This is a genomic window from Micromonospora sp. NPDC050980, from assembly GCF_040653835.1.
In the GTDB taxonomy this organism is placed as follows: Bacteria; Actinomycetota; Actinomycetes; order Mycobacteriales; family Micromonosporaceae; genus Micromonospora.
This window is the reverse complement of the sequence record NZ_JBFAGS010000001.1, coordinates 212,389-228,068: the sequence shown is the minus strand read 5'-3', so window position 1 is coordinate 228,068 and position 15,680 is coordinate 212,389. Positions and strand designations below refer to the sequence as shown.

Here is a 15,680-nt window from a genome sequence, read left to right as displayed (position 1 = left end):
CGATAGGTCGTCCGGGAGCGCCGTTCGCGAGCACTCCCGAAAGGCACGACGATGCGCTTCACCGCCGAACGACGCCTCGATGGCGGCGTCCTCGAACGCGAATTCGCCCTCGGCGAGATCCCCGGCTTCCTGTGGACGCCGGCATCCGCCCCCGCACCGGTTCCGCTGATCCTGCTCGGCCACCCCCCGCTCGGACTGCCCAAGATGTATCCCCGGCTGGTGGCCCGGGCCCGGCATGCCGCCGCGGACGGCTTCGCCGCGGCCACCATCGAGCTTCCCGGTAGCGGCGACCGGCCCCGGTGGGCTGCCATCGAGCAGGCCCGCGTCGACCTGCGCCGGGCCGTGACGGCCGGCGAGCCGGTCAGCGACGAGATCGTCGACGCCCTCGTCCTGCCGCTCGTCGACCGGGCGGTCCCGGAGTGGCAGGCCGCCCTGGACGCCCTGCTGTCGCTGCCTGAGATCGGCGGCCCGGTCGGATACTCCGGGGGCGTGATCTCCGTCGGCATCCGGTTGGCGGTGGTCGAGCCGCGGATCGTGGCCGCCGGCCTCTTCGCCGGCAGTTTCGTGCCCCGCGCCATGTTCGAGGAGGCCCGGCGGGTGACGATTCCGCTGCACGTCCTGCTGCAGTGGGACGACGAGGGAAACGACCGGCAGGCGGCCCTGGACCTGTTCGACGCCTTCGGCTCGACGGAGAAGTCGCTGCACGCCAACATGGGCGGACACACGGGCGTCCCGCAGTTCGCCGGGGAGGGTGTGGCCGGGTTCTTCGCCCGGCATCTGCGCTAGCCGCGGGGACTCGCCGTCAGCAGGCGACGTCGACGCCCCGGGCGCGCAGGAACGGCGCCGGGTCGATCTGGTTCCACATGGCGCCCTCGTGCACCTCGAAGTGCAGGTGCGGGCCGGTGGCGTCGCCGGTGGCACCCTCGTACCCGATGACCTGACCGGCCTGCACCCGGTCGCCGACGTCGACGAGGAGCCGGCTCTGGTGGGCGTAGTGGGTCAGGTAGCCGTCGTGGTGGTCGACGAAGACGGAGTTGCCGTAGCCGTCGCCCACGTCGCCGGCCTTGACCACGGTGCCGGCCGCGGCGGCCCGGATCGGGGTGCCGGCGGGCATTGCGAAGTCGATACCGGCGTGCAGGGTGCCCCACCGCTGTCCGTAGCAGGAGGTGATGCCCGCGCCCTGCATCGGGATGACCCAGCTCGGCTTCGGCGCGGCCTTCGGCTTCGGCTTCGCCGTCTTCCTCGGCTTCGGGCTGGTCGCGCTCGGGCTCGGCTTCGGGCTGGCCGGCGCGGCGGACGGGGTGACGGGGCTGACCGGGCTGACCGGCTCGCGGGCCGAGCGGTCGGCCCGGTCGGCCGCCTCGGCACGCGCGCGGGCGTCGGTGTCGACCGTGGCGGCGACCGGGGCCGGTTCGTCGCCGGAGACGACCACGACGCCGCCGATGCCGAGGCCGAGCAGGGCGACCGCGCCGGTGACCAGGTATGCGGCGCGCCGACCGGTGCGGCGGTGTCGGGCGGGAGCGTGGTTCGGGGTGGGACTGCTGGGTGGCACGAGAACCTTCACCGGTCGAGGGGCACACGGACCTGGAAATACTGGTGTCGGTCCTCGGCGCGGCCGGTCGCGGGTACGCGCTGCGCGTGCCGGCCCCGCCCGTGGGGTGTCCGGCTTCGCATCAACTGGGGGTTTCCCGAGAAGCGTCGATCACGAGGCGGTGTGGACACGCTCACATTCAACGGTGTGACGCGCCACACTTGACCGCACGCGAAACCGCCCGGATCGCAGGATCCGGGCGGTTGTCGGGCGGTACGGAGGGTCAGGAGGCGGCTACGTCGCCATAAACTGCCTCGATTTCGAGCTTGATGTCCACTCCGCGGTCGAAGAGCCACGGCACCGGGTCCAGCGGCTGGCCGTTGACATGCACCTCAAGGTGCAGGTGGGAGCCGTAGGAGTGGCCGGTGTTGCCGACCAGACCGAGCTGGTCGCCGGCCTTCACCTCCTGGCCCTCCTTGACCGTGACCGCGGAGGAGTGGCCGTAGATGGCCTCGCTGCCGTCGGCGTGCTTGACGATCACCGCGTAGCCGTAGCCGCCGAACCACCCGGCCTTGGTGACCGTGCCGGCGTGGATGGCCTGGTAGGGGGTGCCCTCCGGGGCGACCAGGTCGACGCCGGTGTGCAACTTGCCGAAACGCACGCCGTAGGGCGACTTGAAGTCGTAGCCGTGCAGGGGGAGGAGCCAGGTGTCCTGCTGCGTGGCGTCCAAGCCGGTCGAACGCGCGTCGCGGTCGGCGCGGTCGAACGTCTCCGCCCGGTCGGCGGCGTCCTGGCTGGCGACCGACGCCTGCCGGAGCTCGTCGAGGACGGAGGGGCTGACGCTCTTGGCGTCGGGCAGGGCGTTCGCGCCGAGGGCGACGATGCCGGCGCCGACGAAGGCGGTGGTGACGACCGCCGCGTAGCGGCTCCGCGGGGGGGTGGGCACGCGGCGACGGCCGCGATATCTATCGGGCTCAGACGACAGGCGCTGGCGCACGCACACCCTCCGTTGTCGGGGATCCGATGCGACCTCGGACCGTTCGGTGAAGCTCGGTTGAACCTCCGGTGTCGCGTCGTCACCCGTCCGTGGACTCGATGACAACCGTGGACACGTTAGCCAACCGCCACTCCTGTCACAAGCTGAAGCGCCGAATCGGCGATTCGTTATGTCCGCTTCCGTCCGGCATTGTAGTAGCTCGTGCCCCCGGATGGATGGCCGGCCGACCGGCCATTCGTCGCGGACGGTGACCATTCGGCGGAGGTGTCCGGCTTCCGGCGCACGCGATCGGGCGGTAGGGGTCGGCCCGGCTACCGGCCCGCCGCCCGGTCGGGTTACCGTTCGTTCAGGTCAGGAGTGCCGGTGCCGGTGAAAGGTGTACGCGAATGAGCTCTCGTATCCGGGTCGTCGTCGCGAAGCCCGGCCTGGACGGCCACGACCGGGGCGCGAAGGTCGTCGCCCGGGCCCTGCGGGACGCCGGCATGGAGGTCATCTACACCGGCCTGCACCAGACCCCCGAGCAGATCGTCGAGACGGCGATCCAGGAGGACGCGGACGCCGTCGGCCTCTCGGTGCTCTCCGGCGCGCACATGACCCTCTTCAAGCGGGTCCTCGAACTGCTCGCCGAGCGCGAGGCGGCCGACATCGTGGTCTTCGGCGGCGGCATCATCCCCGAGGCCGACATCCCGGAGCTGGAACAGCTCGGCGTCGCGAAGATCTTCACCCCGGGCGCCACCACCGGCTCGATCGTCGACTGGGTGCGGGAGAACGTGGCCCAGCCGGTCGGCTGAGCGCCGCGACCGGATCGCGGGCAGGGGGAGGGGCCGGACGCACCCCTCACACGCCCGGCCCCTCTATGCACGATGCCCCGCCGCCACCCCTCGACCGACAGGGCATCGGCCGCTCCCGTCATCGCGCTTGACCAGCGCTCCGACATCACACCTAACGACGCCCCCGACCGGCGGTTACGCCCCGGTGCGGAGATCCCCCGGACGGCTGACGGGCCGACCCGCCGGGGCCCGGCCTCCGTCGACGGCTGTGCATTACCGCACACCACGCACCCGCTCGGTTGCCGCCGGTTCCCGTCTCGTTAGGCTGCGGCAAATGGCCTGTCTGTTCTGATGATAGGCGTCAAACTGATTTTCCAACGCTGGTGGCGGCGCGACGGCGCGCCGCGGAGACGGGACGGGACGCGCAATCGTGGACCTGTACGAGTACCAGGGGCGGGACCTGTTCGAGCGGCACGGCTTGCCCGTGCTCGCCGGCGGCGTCGCCACTACCCCGGAGGAGGCCCGCGCGATCGCCGAACGCCTCGGCGGCCGGGTGGTCGTCAAGGCGCAGGTGAAGGTCGGCGGCCGCGGTAAGGCGGGCGGCGTGAAGCTGGCCGAGGGCGCGGAGGAGACGGTGGCCCGGGCCACCGACATCCTCGGCATGGACATCAAGGGTCACACGGTCCACAAGGTCATGATCACGGTGACCGCGGACGTGGCCGAGGAGTACTACTTCTCCTACCTGCTCGACCGGGCGAACCGCACCTTCCTCTGCATCGCCAGCGTCGCCGGCGGCATGGACATCGAGGCGGTCGCCGCCGAGACCCCGGAGAAGGTCGTCAAGGCCCCGATCGACGCCAACACCGGCGTGGACGAGGCCAAGGCGCGCGAGATCGTCGGCGCGGCCGGCTTCCCGGCCGAGGTCGCCGACCAGGTCGTCGACGTCGCGGTCGGGCTGTGGCAGGCGTTCGTCGCCGAGGACGCCACCCTGGTCGAGGTGAACCCGCTGGCCACCACCAAGGACGGCAAGCTGCTGCTCCTGGACGCCAAGGTGACCCTGGACGAGAACGGCGGGTTCCGGCACCCGGACCACGAGGCCCTGGTCGACCAGGCGTCGGTGGACCCGCTGGAGCAGGCCGCCAAGTCCAAGGACCTCAACTACGTCAAGCTCGACGGCGAGGTCGGCATCATCGGCAACGGCGCGGGCCTGGTCATGTCCACGCTCGACGTGGTCGCGTACGCGGGCGAGCGGCACGGCGGCGTCAAGCCGGCCAACTTCCTCGACATCGGCGGCGGCGCGAGCGCCGAGGTGATGGCGAACGGCCTGGAGATCGTCCTGTCCGACCCGTCGGTGAAGAGCGTGTTCGTCAACGTCTTCGGCGGCATCACCGCCTGTGACGCGGTCGCCAACGGCATCGTGCAGGCGCTGGCACTGCTGGAGCAGCGCGGCGAGAAGGCCACCAAGCCGCTCGTGGTCCGCCTCGACGGCAACAACGCCGAGGCCGGTCGGGCCATCCTCGACGGCGCGGCCAACCCGCTCATCCAGCGGGTCGACACCATGGACGGCGCGGCCGAGCGAGCCGCCGAGCTGGCAGCTGCGGGGGTGTAGGCAATGGCTATCTGGTTGACCAAGGACTCCAAGGTCATCGTGCAGGGCATGACCGGCTCCGAGGGTTCGAAGCACACCCGGCGGATGCTCGCCGCCGGCACCAACGTCGTCGGTGGCGTGAACCCGCGCAAGGCCGGCACCACAGTCGACTTCGACGGCACCGAGTTGCCGGTCTTCGCCTCCGTGGCGGACGCGATGAAGGACACCGGCGCCGACGTCACGGTCATCTTCGTACCGCCGCAGTTCACCAAGGCCGCGGTGGTCGAGGCGATCGACGCCGGCATCGACCTCGCCGTGGTGATCACCGAGGGCGTGCCGGTGCACGACACCGCCGCGTTCTGGGCGTACAACGTGGCCAAGGGCGAGCGGACCCGGATCATCGGCCCGAACTGCCCGGGCATCGCCTTGCCGGGCGCGTCGAACGCCGGCATCATCCCGGCCGACATCACCGGCGCCGGCCGGATCGGCCTGGTCAGCAAGAGCGGCACGCTTACCTACCAGATGATGTACGAGCTGCGCGACATCGGCTTCTCCACCTGCGTCGGCATCGGCGGTGACCCGATCATCGGCACCACCCACATCGACGCGCTGGCCGCGTTCGAGGCGGATCCGGAGACCGAGGCCATCGTCATGATCGGTGAGATCGGCGGCGACGCCGAGGAGCGGGCGGCCGAGTTCATCAAGGCCAACGTCACCAAGCCGGTGGTCGGCTACATCGCCGGCTTCACCGCCCCGCCCGGCAAGACCATGGGGCACGCCGGCGCGATCATCTCCGGCTCGGCGGGCACCGCCGACGCGAAGAAGGCGGCGCTGGAGGCGGTCGGCGTCAAGGTCGGCAAGACCCCGACCGAGACCGCCGAACTGATGCGGGAGCTCATGTCCGGCCGCTGAGCGGTCACGGGACGTGCCGAGGGGGTCGACCGGAACCGGTCGACCCCCTCGTCGCTCAGCGGTACCAGTAGGGGTAGTAGTAGCTGCCCCGGGCCCGGACGATGGCGCTTGCCACGATGTTGACCACGCCGAACGCGACGGCCAGCCAGCCGAGCACCTGTGACCTGCCGTTGCGCCGCGCGTCCCGGATCGACAACCAGCCGAAGACGATCCCCAGGATGCCGCAGCAGAACAGGCCGAACACGATGCCGAGGACGCCCCACAGCGTGGTCCGGTCCCGGCCGACGGCCGGCGGCGGCGGGGGCGGCGGATACGGAGCGTTCACGGCTTCCTCCGAGCGGTCGATGCCGCGACAGGAACGGTCGCGCCTCAAGCCGAGGCTAGACCGGATCACCGGGGCCGATCATCAGGTTCGGCGAACTCGCCACCCGCGCGGCCCGGTATCGGACTGCCGTCCTCAGCGCGGCGTGCCAGAGTAGACGGCGATGTCACGTGTCCCCCCTGACCAGCCCCGCCACGCGCCGGCCGGCCCGACCGCCGGCGCCCGGCCGCGCGACCGTGCCCGCCCGGCCGCGCGCGTGCCCGCGCCCCGGCCGGGAGAGCAACCGCGCAGCCGGGCCCCGCTGCCCGTCGCCGCCGGGGTGGCCGCGCTCTGGGCCGCGGTGACCTCCTGGCTGCCGGTCACCGTGGTGCTCGGTCTCGCCCAGCTCACCGAGGACGCCGGCTCGCTCGCCGGCGCGCTGCGCGCCGGGCTCGTCGGCTGGCTGCTCGGGCACGGGGTGCCACTGGAGACCACCGCCGGGCCGCTCGGCCTGGCGCCGCTCGCGCTGAGCGCGCTCGTCGTCTGGCGGCTCACCCGCGCCGGGGTGCACGTCAGCCGGGCCGTGGGCGCCCGCGGCGGCGGCTCGCCCCGGCAGGCGCTCACCGTCGCGGTCGCGGTCGGCACCGGGTACGCGCTGCTCGGCGCGCTCGCCGCGCTGACCGTCGGCACCGGCGGGGTGCGGGTCTCCCCGGTCACCGCCGCGCTCACGTTCGCCGCGCTCGGTGCCCCGGCCGCGCTTGTCGGCGCGCTGAACACCACCGGGGTCTGGGCGCTGCTCGCGCGGCGCTGCCCCCCGCCGGTGCGCGACGGACTGCGCGCCGGGCTGGTCGCCGCGCTGCTGCTGTTCGGCGCGAGCGCCGGCGCGGCCGGGCTGGCGGTGGCCACCGGCGGCGGGGACGCGGCCGACATGATCGGCGCCTACCGCACCGGCGTGGCCGGTCAGGCGGGCATCACCCTGGTCAGCCTCGCCTACGCGCCGAACGCCACCGCCTGGTCCGCCAGCTATCTGCTCGGTCCCGGGTTCGCCATCGGCACGGACACCGCGGTGCGCACCAGCGAGGTGTCGGTCGGCGCGCTGCCGGCCGTACCCCTGTTGGCCGGCCTGCCGCCCGGCCCGGTGGACGGGCTCGGCGCCGGGCTGCTCGCGGTGCCGGTGCTGGTCGCGATGGCGGCCGGCTGGCTGCTGGCCCGGCGGTTGCTGCGCGCGGCGGCCGAGGAGCGCGCCGAGGTCGGCTGGCGGGCGCTCCTGGTCCCGGCCGTTCTCGCCGGGCCGGTCGCCGGTGCGCTGCTGGGACTGGTCGCGGCGGCCTCCGGCGGGCCGCTCGGCGGTGGCCGGCTGGCCGAGATCGGCCCCCCACCCTGGCCGGTGTTCGGGGTGGCCACGTCGGTGATCGCGGTCGGCGCGGTGCTCGGCGCCGCCGCCACCCGCACCCTCACCCGCCCCACCCCCAACCCCCCGAATTCCGCGCGCTGATTCACGGAAAGAGTGGCCATTCCGCGCGGAATGGCCACTCTTTCCGTGAACGAGGCCCCCGTTGCGGGGGAGGGGGTCAGGAACCGAGGTTGCCCACGTTGATCAACGCGCCGGCGATGGCGCTGACGATGCCGAGGACCACGCCGACCGCACCGCAGATCAGGGCGGCCTTGGCCTGGCCGGGGTTGCTGGCCTCGCCGGCCTGGACCTTCTTCTGGCCGAGCACGCCGAGCACCACGCCGGCGATGCCTGCCGGGACGCCCAGCAGCGGGCAGCAGAGGCCGAGCACGATCGACGCGATGCCGACGATCATGCCGATCAGGCCCAGCGTGTTGTTCTGGCCCTGACCCGCGCCCGGGCCGGCCGGGTAGCCCGCGGCCGGGTACTGCGGCGCGGCGCCGTACGGTTGCTGCTGCGCGTACGGGTCCTGGCCGTAGGGCTGGCCGGAGGTGGGCTGACCGTAGGGCTGGCCCGAGGTCGGCTCGCCGTAGGGCTGGCCGGAGGTCGGCTGCTGCCCGTACTGCGGGGGCTGCGGCTGCTGGCCGTACGGATCCTGCGGCTGGGCGGTCGGGTCCTGGTTCGGCTGCTGGCCGTACGGGTCCTGTCCGGGGTAACCGGGCTGCATGTCTGGGAACTCCTCAGGTTGGGTCGGCTGTCGGTCAGTTCGTGCCGGTGCTGCCGCCGACGAAACTCGCCAGGCCACCGAACAGGCAACACACCACAATGATGCCAATCCAGACCAAGCCGACGATCAGGGCCCACTTGGACCACTTCTTGGACTCGGCGGCGGCGGCCTGGGCGCCCGCGTAGTCGCCCTGCTGAATCAGCGGGTTGACCTTGGACGCGTTGATGATCGCCGGGATCGCGAGCGGCCAGAACAGGAAGATCGCGACGATGGACATCGTCATGTTGTTGTCGATCTGCTGCGGCGGCTGCTGCTGGGGGTGACCGGGCTGCATGGGGGTGACTCCTAGGTCCGGCGGCACGGCGACGTGCCGGGTTCTCTTCGGGAAGCGGGTCGGGCGTACGCCGGACACCGGGCGACCGGCAGCGTACCGCGACGAGGCCACCGGGGAGATCATCCGACAGGCCGCCGCCCGGCGACCGGACCGGCCGGCCAGCCCGATAGGGTTTGCCGCGTGACCGAGCCCGCGTCCGTCGCCCGCCTCGTCGTCCTCGTCTCCGGTTCCGGCAGCAACCTCCAGGCGCTGCTGGACGCCGCCGCCGACCCCGGCTACGGGGCGCGGGTGGTGGCCGTGGGCGCCGACCGGGACGGGATCGCCGGCCTGGACCGGGCCGCCGCCGCCGGCGTGCCGTCCTTCGTCGAACGGGTCGCCGACCACCCGACCCGCGCCGACTGGGACAAGGCGCTCACCGCCCGGGTCGCCGAGCACCGGCCCGACCTGGTGGTCAGCGCGGGGTTCCTCAAGCTGGTCGGGCCGGAGTTCCTGACCGCGTTCGGCGACCGCTACCTCAACACGCACAACACGCTGCTGCCGGCGTTCCCCGGCATCCACGGACCCCGCGACGCGCTGGCGTACGGCGTGAAGGTCACCGGGGCCACCCTGTTCTTCGTCGACGCCGGGATGGACACCGGCCCGATCGTCGCCCAGGTCGCCGTTCCGGTGCGTGACGACGACGACGTGGAGACGCTCACCGAGCGCATCAAGTCCGCCGAGCGGCGCCAGCTCGTCGAGCAGGTCGGCCGCCTGGTCCGTGAAGGTTGGACGATCACCGGCAGAAAGGTCACGGTTCCGTGAGCACCACTGAGGAAGGCCGCCGCCCGATCCGGCGCGCGCTGGTCAGCGTCTACGACAAGACCGGCCTGGCCGAGCTGGCCCGCGCCCTGCACGAGGCGGGCGTGGAGATCGTGTCGACCGGCAGCACCGCGTCGACAATCGCCGGGGCCGGCGTGCCGGTCACGCCGGTCGAGCAGGTCACCGGCTTTCCGGAGATCCTCGACGGCCGGGTGAAGACCCTGCACCCGAAGATCCATGGTGGTCTCCTGGCCGACCTGCGCAAGGACGCGCACGCCACCCAGCTCGACGAGCACGGCATCGCGGGGATCGATCTGCTGGTCTCCAACCTCTACCCGTTCCAGGCCACCGTCGCCTCCGGCGCGGACGCCGACGAGTGCGTCGAGCAGATCGACATCGGCGGGCCGGCGATGGTGCGGGCGGCGGCGAAGAACCACGCCTCGGTGGCGGTGGTGACCGACCCGGCCGCGTACCCGGCGGTGCTGGCCGCGCTCGCCGACGGCGGCTTCACCCTGGCCCGGCGGCGGGCGCTCGCGGCCCGGGCGTTCGCCGACATCGCCGACTACGACGTGGCGGTGGCCGACTGGTTCGCCGGCACGGTGTCTCCGGCCGAGGACGGCTTCGCGGAGTTCGCCGGGCTGGCGCTGCGCCGCCAGGCGGTGCTGCGCTACGGCGAGAACCCGCACCAGGCGGCGGCGCTCTACACCGACCCGGGCGCGCCGGCCGGGCTGGCCCAGGCCGAGCAGTTGCACGGCAAGGAGATGTCCTACAACAACTACGTCGACGCGGACGCCGCCTGGCGGGCCGCGCACGACTTCCCGGACCAGCCCGCGGTGGCGGTGATCAAGCACGCGAACCCGTGCGGCATCGCGGTCGGCGCGGACGTGGCCGAGGCGCACCGCAAGGCGCACGCCTGCGACCCGGTCTCCGCGTTCGGCGGCGTGATCGCGGTCAACCGTCCGGTCAGCGTGGAACTGGCCGGGCAGGTGGCGGAGATCTTCACCGAGGTGCTGGTGGCGCCCGGCTTCGACGACGGCGCGCTGGAGCTGCTGCGGGCCAAGAAGAACATCCGGCTGCTGCGGGCCCCCGCGTTCGCGCCGCGCCCGGCGGAGTGGCGCCAGGTCAGCGGCGGCGTGTTGGTGCAGGCGCGGGACGCGGTGGACGCCCCCGGCGACGACCCGTCGGGCTGGACGCTCGCCACCGGCGACCCGGCCGACGAGTCGATGCTGCGCGACCTAGCGTTCGCCTGGCGGGCGGTGCGCGCGGTGAAGAGCAACGCGATCCTGCTGGCCCGCGACGGCGCCACGGTCGGCGTCGGGATGGGCCAGGTCAACCGGGTCGACTCGGCGCGGCTCGCGGCCAGCCGGGCCGGCGACGAGCGGGCCCGCGGCTCGGTCTGCGCCTCGGACGCCTTCTTCCCGTTCGCCGACGGCCCGCAGATCCTCATCGACGCCGGCGTGCGGGCGATCGTGCAGCCCGGTGGCTCGATCCGCGACGAGGAGACCATCGCGGCCTGCAAGGAGGCCGGTGTGACCATGTACCTCACCGGCACCCGGCACTTCTTCCACTGACCGCGCCGGGCGGACGCCCGGACGTCCGGGCGCCCGCCCCTGCTTCCCGGGGGTGCCGTGCGTCGGGCAGGTCGTTGCCCGACGCCGGAGGCGGTTGCTAGCGTGTGCCCGGCAGCAGCCGATCGATCTGCTCCGTTGTCTGCGAACCCGGCCGACGCGGCTTTCCCCAGGCAGGTGTGCCGATGCGCTCACGCGACTGGCGGGCGCTGACCGTCGCGGTCGCGTCGGCCCTCCTCCTGGCCGGCCCGGCCGTGCCGCCCCACGGGTCACCGCCCGCGACCGGGTCCACGCCGGTCGCACCCCTCGCCGCCGGTCCGGCATCGGCCCCGGCCCCGGCCGGCTTGGCCCCGGCCAAGCTCGCGGCTGGGCCCGGCGGGGAGGGCGGGCCGGACGGGGTGGCCGGTTGCGCGTACCCCGGACAGGTGGCACCGGTCCCGGACGTCGCCGTCGGGCTGGCGGGCGAGCAGTGCGGCGGCCCCACCTACGGCGACGGGCCGGACGATCTCCTTCCGGTGGCCCCGTCGCGGGCCGGCCGGCGCACGCCGACGCCGGTCGTCGCCGGTCGCCGGCCGCTTGTCGCACCGTCGTCGATGCGCGGCGCGTTGGCCGCGCGGGCGCCACCGGCCGCCTGAACCGCGCCGGCGCCGCCGAGTCGACCCGGCGGTCCCGCCCGGTCCCCGGCCCCGAAGGGTGGCGCGCCCCACGCCGCCCGTCGTCGCGCCGGCCCCGAGCCGCGGACACCCATCGTGGGTCTCGCCCCTCTTCCTCCGGGGACGAGACCTCCCGTGCGGCCGGCTATCCGTCGGCCCGCACCTCGGCGAAGTGGCACGCGCTGGGGTGCGGGTCGGCCGCGCGGGGCACCGTCTGCGGGTCCTGGACGGCGCAGACCTCCTCCGCCTTCCAGCACCGGGTGCGGAACCGGCAGCCCGATGGCGGCTCGGCCGGGCTGGGCACGTCGCCGGTGAGCCGGATGACGGTCCGCCGGTCCCGGGCCTCCGGGTCGGGCACCGGCACCGCGGAGAGCAACGCCTGGGTGTACGGGTGGGTGGCGCGCTGGTAGATCTGCTCCTCGGTGCCGATCTCCACGATCCGGCCCAGGTACATCACCGCCACCCGGTCGCAGATGTGCCGAACCACCGACAGGTCGTGCGCGATGAAGATGTACGAGAGCCCGAACTCGTCCTGGAGCTGCTCCAACAGGTTGATCACCTGGGCCTGGATGGAGACGTCCAGGGCCGACACCGGCTCGTCGCAGACGATGATCTCGGGCCGCAGCGCGAGCGCCCGGGCGATGCCGATGCGCTGCCGCTGGCCGCCGGAGAACTGGTGCGGGTAGCGGTTGATGTGCTCCGGGTTGAGCCCGACCACGTCCAGCAGTTCCCGCACCCGCTGCCGCCGGCTGCCCTTCGGCGCGGCGTCCGGGTGGATCGCGAACGGCTCGCCGACGATGTCGCCCACCGTCATCCGCGGGTTCAGCGAGGTGTACGGGTCCTGCATCACCATCTGCATGTTCCGCCGCAGCCGGCGCAGTTCCGAACCCGTGGCCGCGAACAGGTCGCGCCCCTCCAGCGTGGCCCGCCCGGCGGTCGGCGTCTCCAGCCGCATGAGCAGCCGGGCCAGCGTGGACTTGCCGCAGCCGGACTCGCCGACCACGCCGAGCGTCTCGCCGCGGCGCAGCTCGAAGCTCACCCCGTCCACCGCCCGCACGGCGCCGATCTGCCGTTTGAACAGCACGCCCTGGGTGATCGGAAAGTGCTTGACCAGTTCGTCGACCGCGAGGACGGTCTCGCCCCGGACCTTGGCGGGGCTAGCGGGCGCGGTCATCGTGGACCTCCTGCGCGAAGTGGCACGCGCTGGTCCGACCGTCGCCGAGGACCAGGTCGTGCGGCACCTCGTCCACGCAGACCTGCCGCGCGTAGGGGCAACGGGGGTGGAACGGGCAGCCGGGTGGGATCCGCATCAGGTTCGGCGGCAGCCCTCGGATGGTCGACAGCGCCTGGCCGCGCACGTCGAGCCGGGGGATCGACTCCAGCAACCCCTTGGTGTACGGGTGGGCGGGCGCCCGGTAGAGCGGGCGCACGTCGGCGTGCTCGATGATCCGGCCGGCGTACATGACCGCGATCCGGTCTGCCACGCCGGCCACCACCCCGAGGTCGTGGGTGATCAGGATCAGTGCCATACCGAGGTCCCGGCGCAGGTCGGCCAGGAGGTCCATGATCTGGGCCTGCACGGTGACGTCGAGCGCCGTGGTGGGTTCGTCGGCGATCAGCACCTTCGGATCCAGCGCCAGCGCCATGGCGATCATGACGCGTTGCCGCATCCCGCCGGAGAACTGGTGCGGATAGTCACCGAGCCGCTTCGCCGCGGCCGGGATGCGGACCAGGTCCATCAGTTCGGTGGTGCGCCGGCGGGCGTCGGCCCGGGACAGTCCGGCCCGTCGCCGCAGCGACTCGCCGATCTGCCAGCCAACCGGGAACACCGGGTTCAACGCCGACAGCGCGTCCTGGAAGATCATCGCGATCTCCGCGCCGCGGATCCGCCGGCGCTCCTCCTCCGGCCGGGTGAGCAGGTCCCGCCCCTGGTAGAGAATCTCGCCGGAGCGGATGTACGCGGGCGGGGTGTCCAGGATGCCCATGATCGCCTGAGCGGTGACCGACTTGCCGGAGCCCGACTCGCCGAGCACGGCGAGGGTCTCGCCGGCGTCCAGGTGGTAGGTCACCCCGTTGATCACTCGGGCCACGCCCTCGGCGGTGCGGAACTCGACGTGCAGGTCCCGCACGTGGAGCAGGTGCCCGCCCGGCGGGGTGGGGGAGGCAGGTGTCGGCATGGGTCTCACCGCAGCTTCGGGTCGAAGGCGTCGCGGATCGCGTCGCCGAGCATGATGAAGGCGAGCACGGTCAGCGCGAGGAACGTCGACGGCACGATCAGCGGAGTGGCCGACTCGCGCATGTGCACCCGGCCGGCGTCGATGTCGATGCCCCAGGAGATGGTCGGCGCCTTCAGGCCGATGCCGAGGAAACTCAGGGTGGCCTCGGCCGCGATGAACGATCCGAGTGCGATGGTGAGCACCACGATGGCCGGGGCGAGCGCGTTCGGCAGGATGTGCCGCCACATGATCCGGCCGTTGCCGGCGCCGAGCATCCGGGCGGCGGCCACGTAGTCCTGCTCCCGGGCGGTGATGACCGACGAGCGCACCACCCGGGCGGCGGTGGTCCAGCCGAGCAGCGCCAGCACCAGGATGACCGCGAACAGGCGTACCGTCTCGCCGCTGGTGCTCACCCGCTTGAGCAGCACGATCGCGGCCAGCAGCAGCGGGATGCCGAGCACGATGTCGATCACCCGGGAGAGCACCGCGTCGGTCCAACCGCCGAAGTAGCCGGCGAGCATCCCGACCACCAGCGCGATCACACCGGTGAGCAGCGCCGAGAACGCGCCGACCAGCAGCGAGGCACGGGCGCCGTAGACCGAGCGGGCGAACGTGTCGCAGCCCTGGAAGTCGTACCCGAAGATCGCCCCGCCGGACGGTCCGGCGTGCTGCCGGGAGAGCACGCAGTCGCGCGGATCGTTGGCGGTGAACAGCCCGGGCGCCACGGCCATCGCGGCGACCAGCAGGACCAGCAGGAGGCTGAGCCAGAAGACCGGCTTGCGGCGCAGGTCCCGCCAGGCGTCGCCGGCGAGACTGCGCGGTCGGCGCGGTTCGCCGGCCCGGTCCGGGGTGCCGGGCTCGCCGGAGACGCCCCGCCGCGCCGACTGGTCCTCGGTCGCCGCCACCGTCTCGAAGTCACTCATGCCCGCGCCTCGTGCGCTCACTCATATCTGATCCTCGGGTCGAGTACGGCGTAGAGCACGTCCACCACCAGGTTCGACAGCAGGTAGACCACGACCAGCACGCTGACGATGCCCACCACCAGCGGGCCGTCCTCGGTGCGGATGCCGCGAAACAGGTTGAAGCCGACACCGGGGATGTTGAACACGCCCTCGGTGATGATCGCGCCGCTCATCAGGTTGCCGAGTTCGACGCCGAGGAAGGTGACCACCGGGATGAGCGAGTTGCGCAGCACGTGCACCCCGACGATGCGGCGTCGGGCCAGGCCCTTCGCGCGGGCGGTCCGCACGTAGTCGGCGCGCAGGTTCTCCGACACCGACGTCCGGGTCAGCCGCAGCGCGGTGGCCAGCGACAGTGAGCCGAGCACGATGCCGGGCAGCAGCAGCGCCCAGAGCGACGGCTGCGCGCCGGCGGTGGGCGGGAAGATCGGCCAGCGTACGCCGAGGAGGTACTGGGCCAGCGGGGCCAGCACGATGGTCGGGATGCCGAGCACCAGCAGGGTGAGCACGAGCGTCGCGTGGTCGAAGACGCCGGCGCGCCGGATGCCGGCGATCACCCCGGCGGTGACCCCGACCCCGATGGTGACGGCCATCGCGATCAGGGCCAGCTTGACGGTGACCGGCCAGGCGGCGGCGAGGATGTCGCCGATCTGCCGGCCGGTGAGCGACTCGCCGAGGTCACCCCGGAGCAGGCCGCCCAGATAGTTGAGGTAGCGGTAGAAGAATCCGCCGATCCCGGTCGCGTCCAGGTGGTACTTCTCGGTCAGGTAGGCGCGCTGGGCCGCGGTGACGGGTCGTTCCCCGGCGAGCGCCTGGATCGGGTCGCCCTGCCCGGCGAACATCAGCGCGTAGACGATCAGCGTGGTCCCGAAGAAGGCGAGGACCATCTGGAGCAGTCGCCGCAGGATGAAGCGGAGCATGCTGGCAAGTCTG

At 72.9% G+C, this 15,680-nt stretch carries 17 protein-coding genes; 8 read left to right on the top strand and 9 right to left on the bottom strand.

Going from position 1 to position 15,680, the window contains the following annotated elements:
- Positions 1–51: 51 nt before the first annotated feature.
- A complete protein-coding gene (locus AB0H28_RS01080; protein WP_358032426.1) occupies positions 52–786 on the top strand; it encodes an alpha/beta hydrolase in 735 nt (244 codons plus the stop codon).
- Positions 787–802: 16 nt separating this feature from the next.
- Here AB0H28_RS01080 and AB0H28_RS01075 read toward each other — a convergent pair whose 3' ends face one another.
- A complete protein-coding gene (locus tag AB0H28_RS01075) occupies positions 803–1,564 on the bottom strand; it encodes a M23 family metallopeptidase (RefSeq protein ID WP_358032423.1) in 762 nt (253 codons plus the stop codon).
- Between the two features lie 250 nt (positions 1,565–1,814).
- Complete coding sequence (locus AB0H28_RS01070) at positions 1,815–2,528, bottom strand: M23 family metallopeptidase (RefSeq protein WP_358032420.1); 714 nt, start codon at positions 2,526–2,528, stop codon at positions 1,815–1,817.
- A gap of 386 nt (positions 2,529–2,914) precedes the next feature.
- Between AB0H28_RS01070 and AB0H28_RS01065 the strand changes: the two genes are divergently transcribed.
- From AB0H28_RS01065 to sucD, 3 genes are all read left to right on the top strand, one after another.
- Complete coding sequence (locus tag AB0H28_RS01065; protein WP_358032417.1) at positions 2,915–3,319, top strand: cobalamin B12-binding domain-containing protein; 405 nt, start codon at positions 2,915–2,917, stop codon at positions 3,317–3,319.
- A gap of 409 nt (positions 3,320–3,728) precedes the next feature.
- On the top strand, positions 3,729–4,907 hold the full coding sequence (gene sucC / locus AB0H28_RS01060; protein WP_358032414.1) for an ADP-forming succinate--CoA ligase subunit beta: 1,179 nt from the start codon (positions 3,729–3,731) through the stop codon (positions 4,905–4,907).
- Between the two features lie 3 nt (positions 4,908–4,910).
- Positions 4,911–5,798: a succinate--CoA ligase subunit alpha gene (sucD, locus tag AB0H28_RS01055; protein ID WP_358032411.1), complete on the top strand. Its 888-nt coding sequence runs from the start codon at positions 4,911–4,913 to the stop codon at positions 5,796–5,798.
- Between the two features lie 55 nt (positions 5,799–5,853).
- Here sucD and AB0H28_RS01050 read toward each other — a convergent pair whose 3' ends face one another.
- Complete coding sequence (locus AB0H28_RS01050; protein WP_358032409.1) at positions 5,854–6,123, bottom strand: DUF4190 domain-containing protein; 270 nt, start codon at positions 6,121–6,123, stop codon at positions 5,854–5,856.
- A 160-nt stretch (positions 6,124–6,283) separates the two neighbouring features.
- Between AB0H28_RS01050 and AB0H28_RS01045 the strand changes: the two genes are divergently transcribed.
- Positions 6,284–7,594: a DUF6350 family protein gene (locus AB0H28_RS01045; RefSeq protein WP_358032406.1), complete on the top strand. Its 1,311-nt coding sequence runs from the start codon at positions 6,284–6,286 to the stop codon at positions 7,592–7,594.
- 76 nt (positions 7,595–7,670) lie between these two features.
- Here AB0H28_RS01045 and AB0H28_RS01040 read toward each other — a convergent pair whose 3' ends face one another.
- The gene (locus tag AB0H28_RS01040; protein ID WP_358032403.1) at positions 7,671–8,219 is read right to left on the bottom strand and encodes a DUF4190 domain-containing protein; all 549 of its coding nucleotides are present in this window, start codon (positions 8,217–8,219) and stop codon (positions 7,671–7,673) included.
- Positions 8,220–8,253: 34 nt separating this feature from the next.
- Positions 8,254–8,553 (bottom strand): CD225/dispanin family protein, encoded by a 300-nt coding sequence (locus AB0H28_RS01035; RefSeq protein WP_358032401.1) that lies wholly within the window; start codon positions 8,551–8,553, stop codon positions 8,254–8,256.
- Between the two features lie 180 nt (positions 8,554–8,733).
- On the opposite strand from AB0H28_RS01035, the gene purN reads away from it, so the two are divergent.
- The 3 genes from purN to AB0H28_RS01020 all read left to right on the top strand — a co-directional run bounded on the left by purN (position 8,734) and on the right by AB0H28_RS01020 (position 11,554).
- On the top strand, positions 8,734–9,354 hold the full coding sequence (gene purN, locus AB0H28_RS01030; protein ID WP_358032399.1) for a phosphoribosylglycinamide formyltransferase: 621 nt from the start codon (positions 8,734–8,736) through the stop codon (positions 9,352–9,354).
- Positions 9,351–10,922 (top strand): bifunctional phosphoribosylaminoimidazolecarboxamide formyltransferase/IMP cyclohydrolase, encoded by a 1,572-nt coding sequence (gene purH / locus AB0H28_RS01025; protein ID WP_358032396.1) that lies wholly within the window; start codon positions 9,351–9,353, stop codon positions 10,920–10,922. Before purN ends, purH begins: the two co-directional genes overlap by 4 nt.
- A gap of 182 nt (positions 10,923–11,104) precedes the next feature.
- Positions 11,105–11,554, top strand: a complete 450-nt coding sequence (locus AB0H28_RS01020; protein ID WP_358032393.1) for a hypothetical protein — start codon at positions 11,105–11,107, stop codon at positions 11,552–11,554.
- A 163-nt stretch (positions 11,555–11,717) separates the two neighbouring features.
- On the opposite strand, the gene AB0H28_RS01015 is transcribed toward AB0H28_RS01020, so the two are convergent.
- Genes AB0H28_RS01015 through AB0H28_RS01000 form a run of 4 tightly spaced genes read right to left on the bottom strand, consistent with a single transcriptional unit; the run spans position 11,718 to position 15,667 of the window.
- Positions 11,718–12,746 (bottom strand): dipeptide ABC transporter ATP-binding protein, encoded by a 1,029-nt coding sequence (locus AB0H28_RS01015; protein ID WP_358032390.1) that lies wholly within the window; start codon positions 12,744–12,746, stop codon positions 11,718–11,720.
- On the bottom strand, positions 12,730–13,749 hold the full coding sequence (locus AB0H28_RS01010) for an ABC transporter ATP-binding protein (protein ID WP_358032388.1): 1,020 nt from the start codon (positions 13,747–13,749) through the stop codon (positions 12,730–12,732). Before AB0H28_RS01010 ends, AB0H28_RS01015 begins: the two co-directional genes overlap by 17 nt.
- 5 nt (positions 13,750–13,754) lie before the next feature.
- Complete coding sequence (locus tag AB0H28_RS01005) at positions 13,755–14,711, bottom strand: ABC transporter permease (protein ID WP_358032386.1); 957 nt, start codon at positions 14,709–14,711, stop codon at positions 13,755–13,757.
- A gap of 17 nt (positions 14,712–14,728) precedes the next feature.
- Entirely contained in the window at positions 14,729–15,667 is a 939-nt protein-coding gene (locus AB0H28_RS01000; protein ID WP_358032384.1) for an ABC transporter permease, read from the bottom strand.
- Between the last annotated feature and the right edge of the window lie 13 nt (positions 15,668–15,680).

What these genes read in the sequence shown, in the direction of transcription:
- AB0H28_RS01080 (WP_358032426.1), top strand. Translation starts at nt 52, where the DNA reads ATGCGCTTCACCGCCGAACGACGCCTCGATGGCGGCGTCCTCGAACGC.
- AB0H28_RS01065 (WP_358032417.1), top strand. Translation starts at nt 2,915, where the DNA reads ATGAGCTCTCGTATCCGGGTCGTCGTCGCGAAGCCCGGCCTGGACGGC.
- sucD (WP_358032411.1), top strand. Translation starts at nt 4,911, where the DNA reads ATGGCTATCTGGTTGACCAAGGACTCCAAGGTCATCGTGCAGGGCATG.
- AB0H28_RS01045 (WP_358032406.1), top strand. Translation starts at nt 6,284, where the DNA reads ATGTCACGTGTCCCCCCTGACCAGCCCCGCCACGCGCCGGCCGGCCCG.
- AB0H28_RS01040 (WP_358032403.1), bottom strand. Translation starts at nt 8,219, where the DNA reads ATGCAGCCCGGTTACCCCGGACAGGACCCGTACGGCCAGCAGCCGAAC.
- AB0H28_RS01035 (WP_358032401.1), bottom strand. Translation starts at nt 8,553, where the DNA reads ATGCAGCCCGGTCACCCCCAGCAGCAGCCGCCGCAGCAGATCGACAAC.
- AB0H28_RS01020 (WP_358032393.1), top strand. Translation starts at nt 11,105, where the DNA reads ATGCGCTCACGCGACTGGCGGGCGCTGACCGTCGCGGTCGCGTCGGCC.
- AB0H28_RS01015 (WP_358032390.1), bottom strand. Translation starts at nt 12,746, where the DNA reads ATGACCGCGCCCGCTAGCCCCGCCAAGGTCCGGGGCGAGACCGTCCTC.
- AB0H28_RS01010 (WP_358032388.1), bottom strand. Translation starts at nt 13,749, where the DNA reads ATGCCGACACCTGCCTCCCCCACCCCGCCGGGCGGGCACCTGCTCCAC.
- AB0H28_RS01005 (WP_358032386.1), bottom strand. Translation starts at nt 14,711, where the DNA reads ATGAGTGACTTCGAGACGGTGGCGGCGACCGAGGACCAGTCGGCGCGG.
- AB0H28_RS01000 (WP_358032384.1), bottom strand. Translation starts at nt 15,667, where the DNA reads ATGCTCCGCTTCATCCTGCGGCGACTGCTCCAGATGGTCCTCGCCTTC.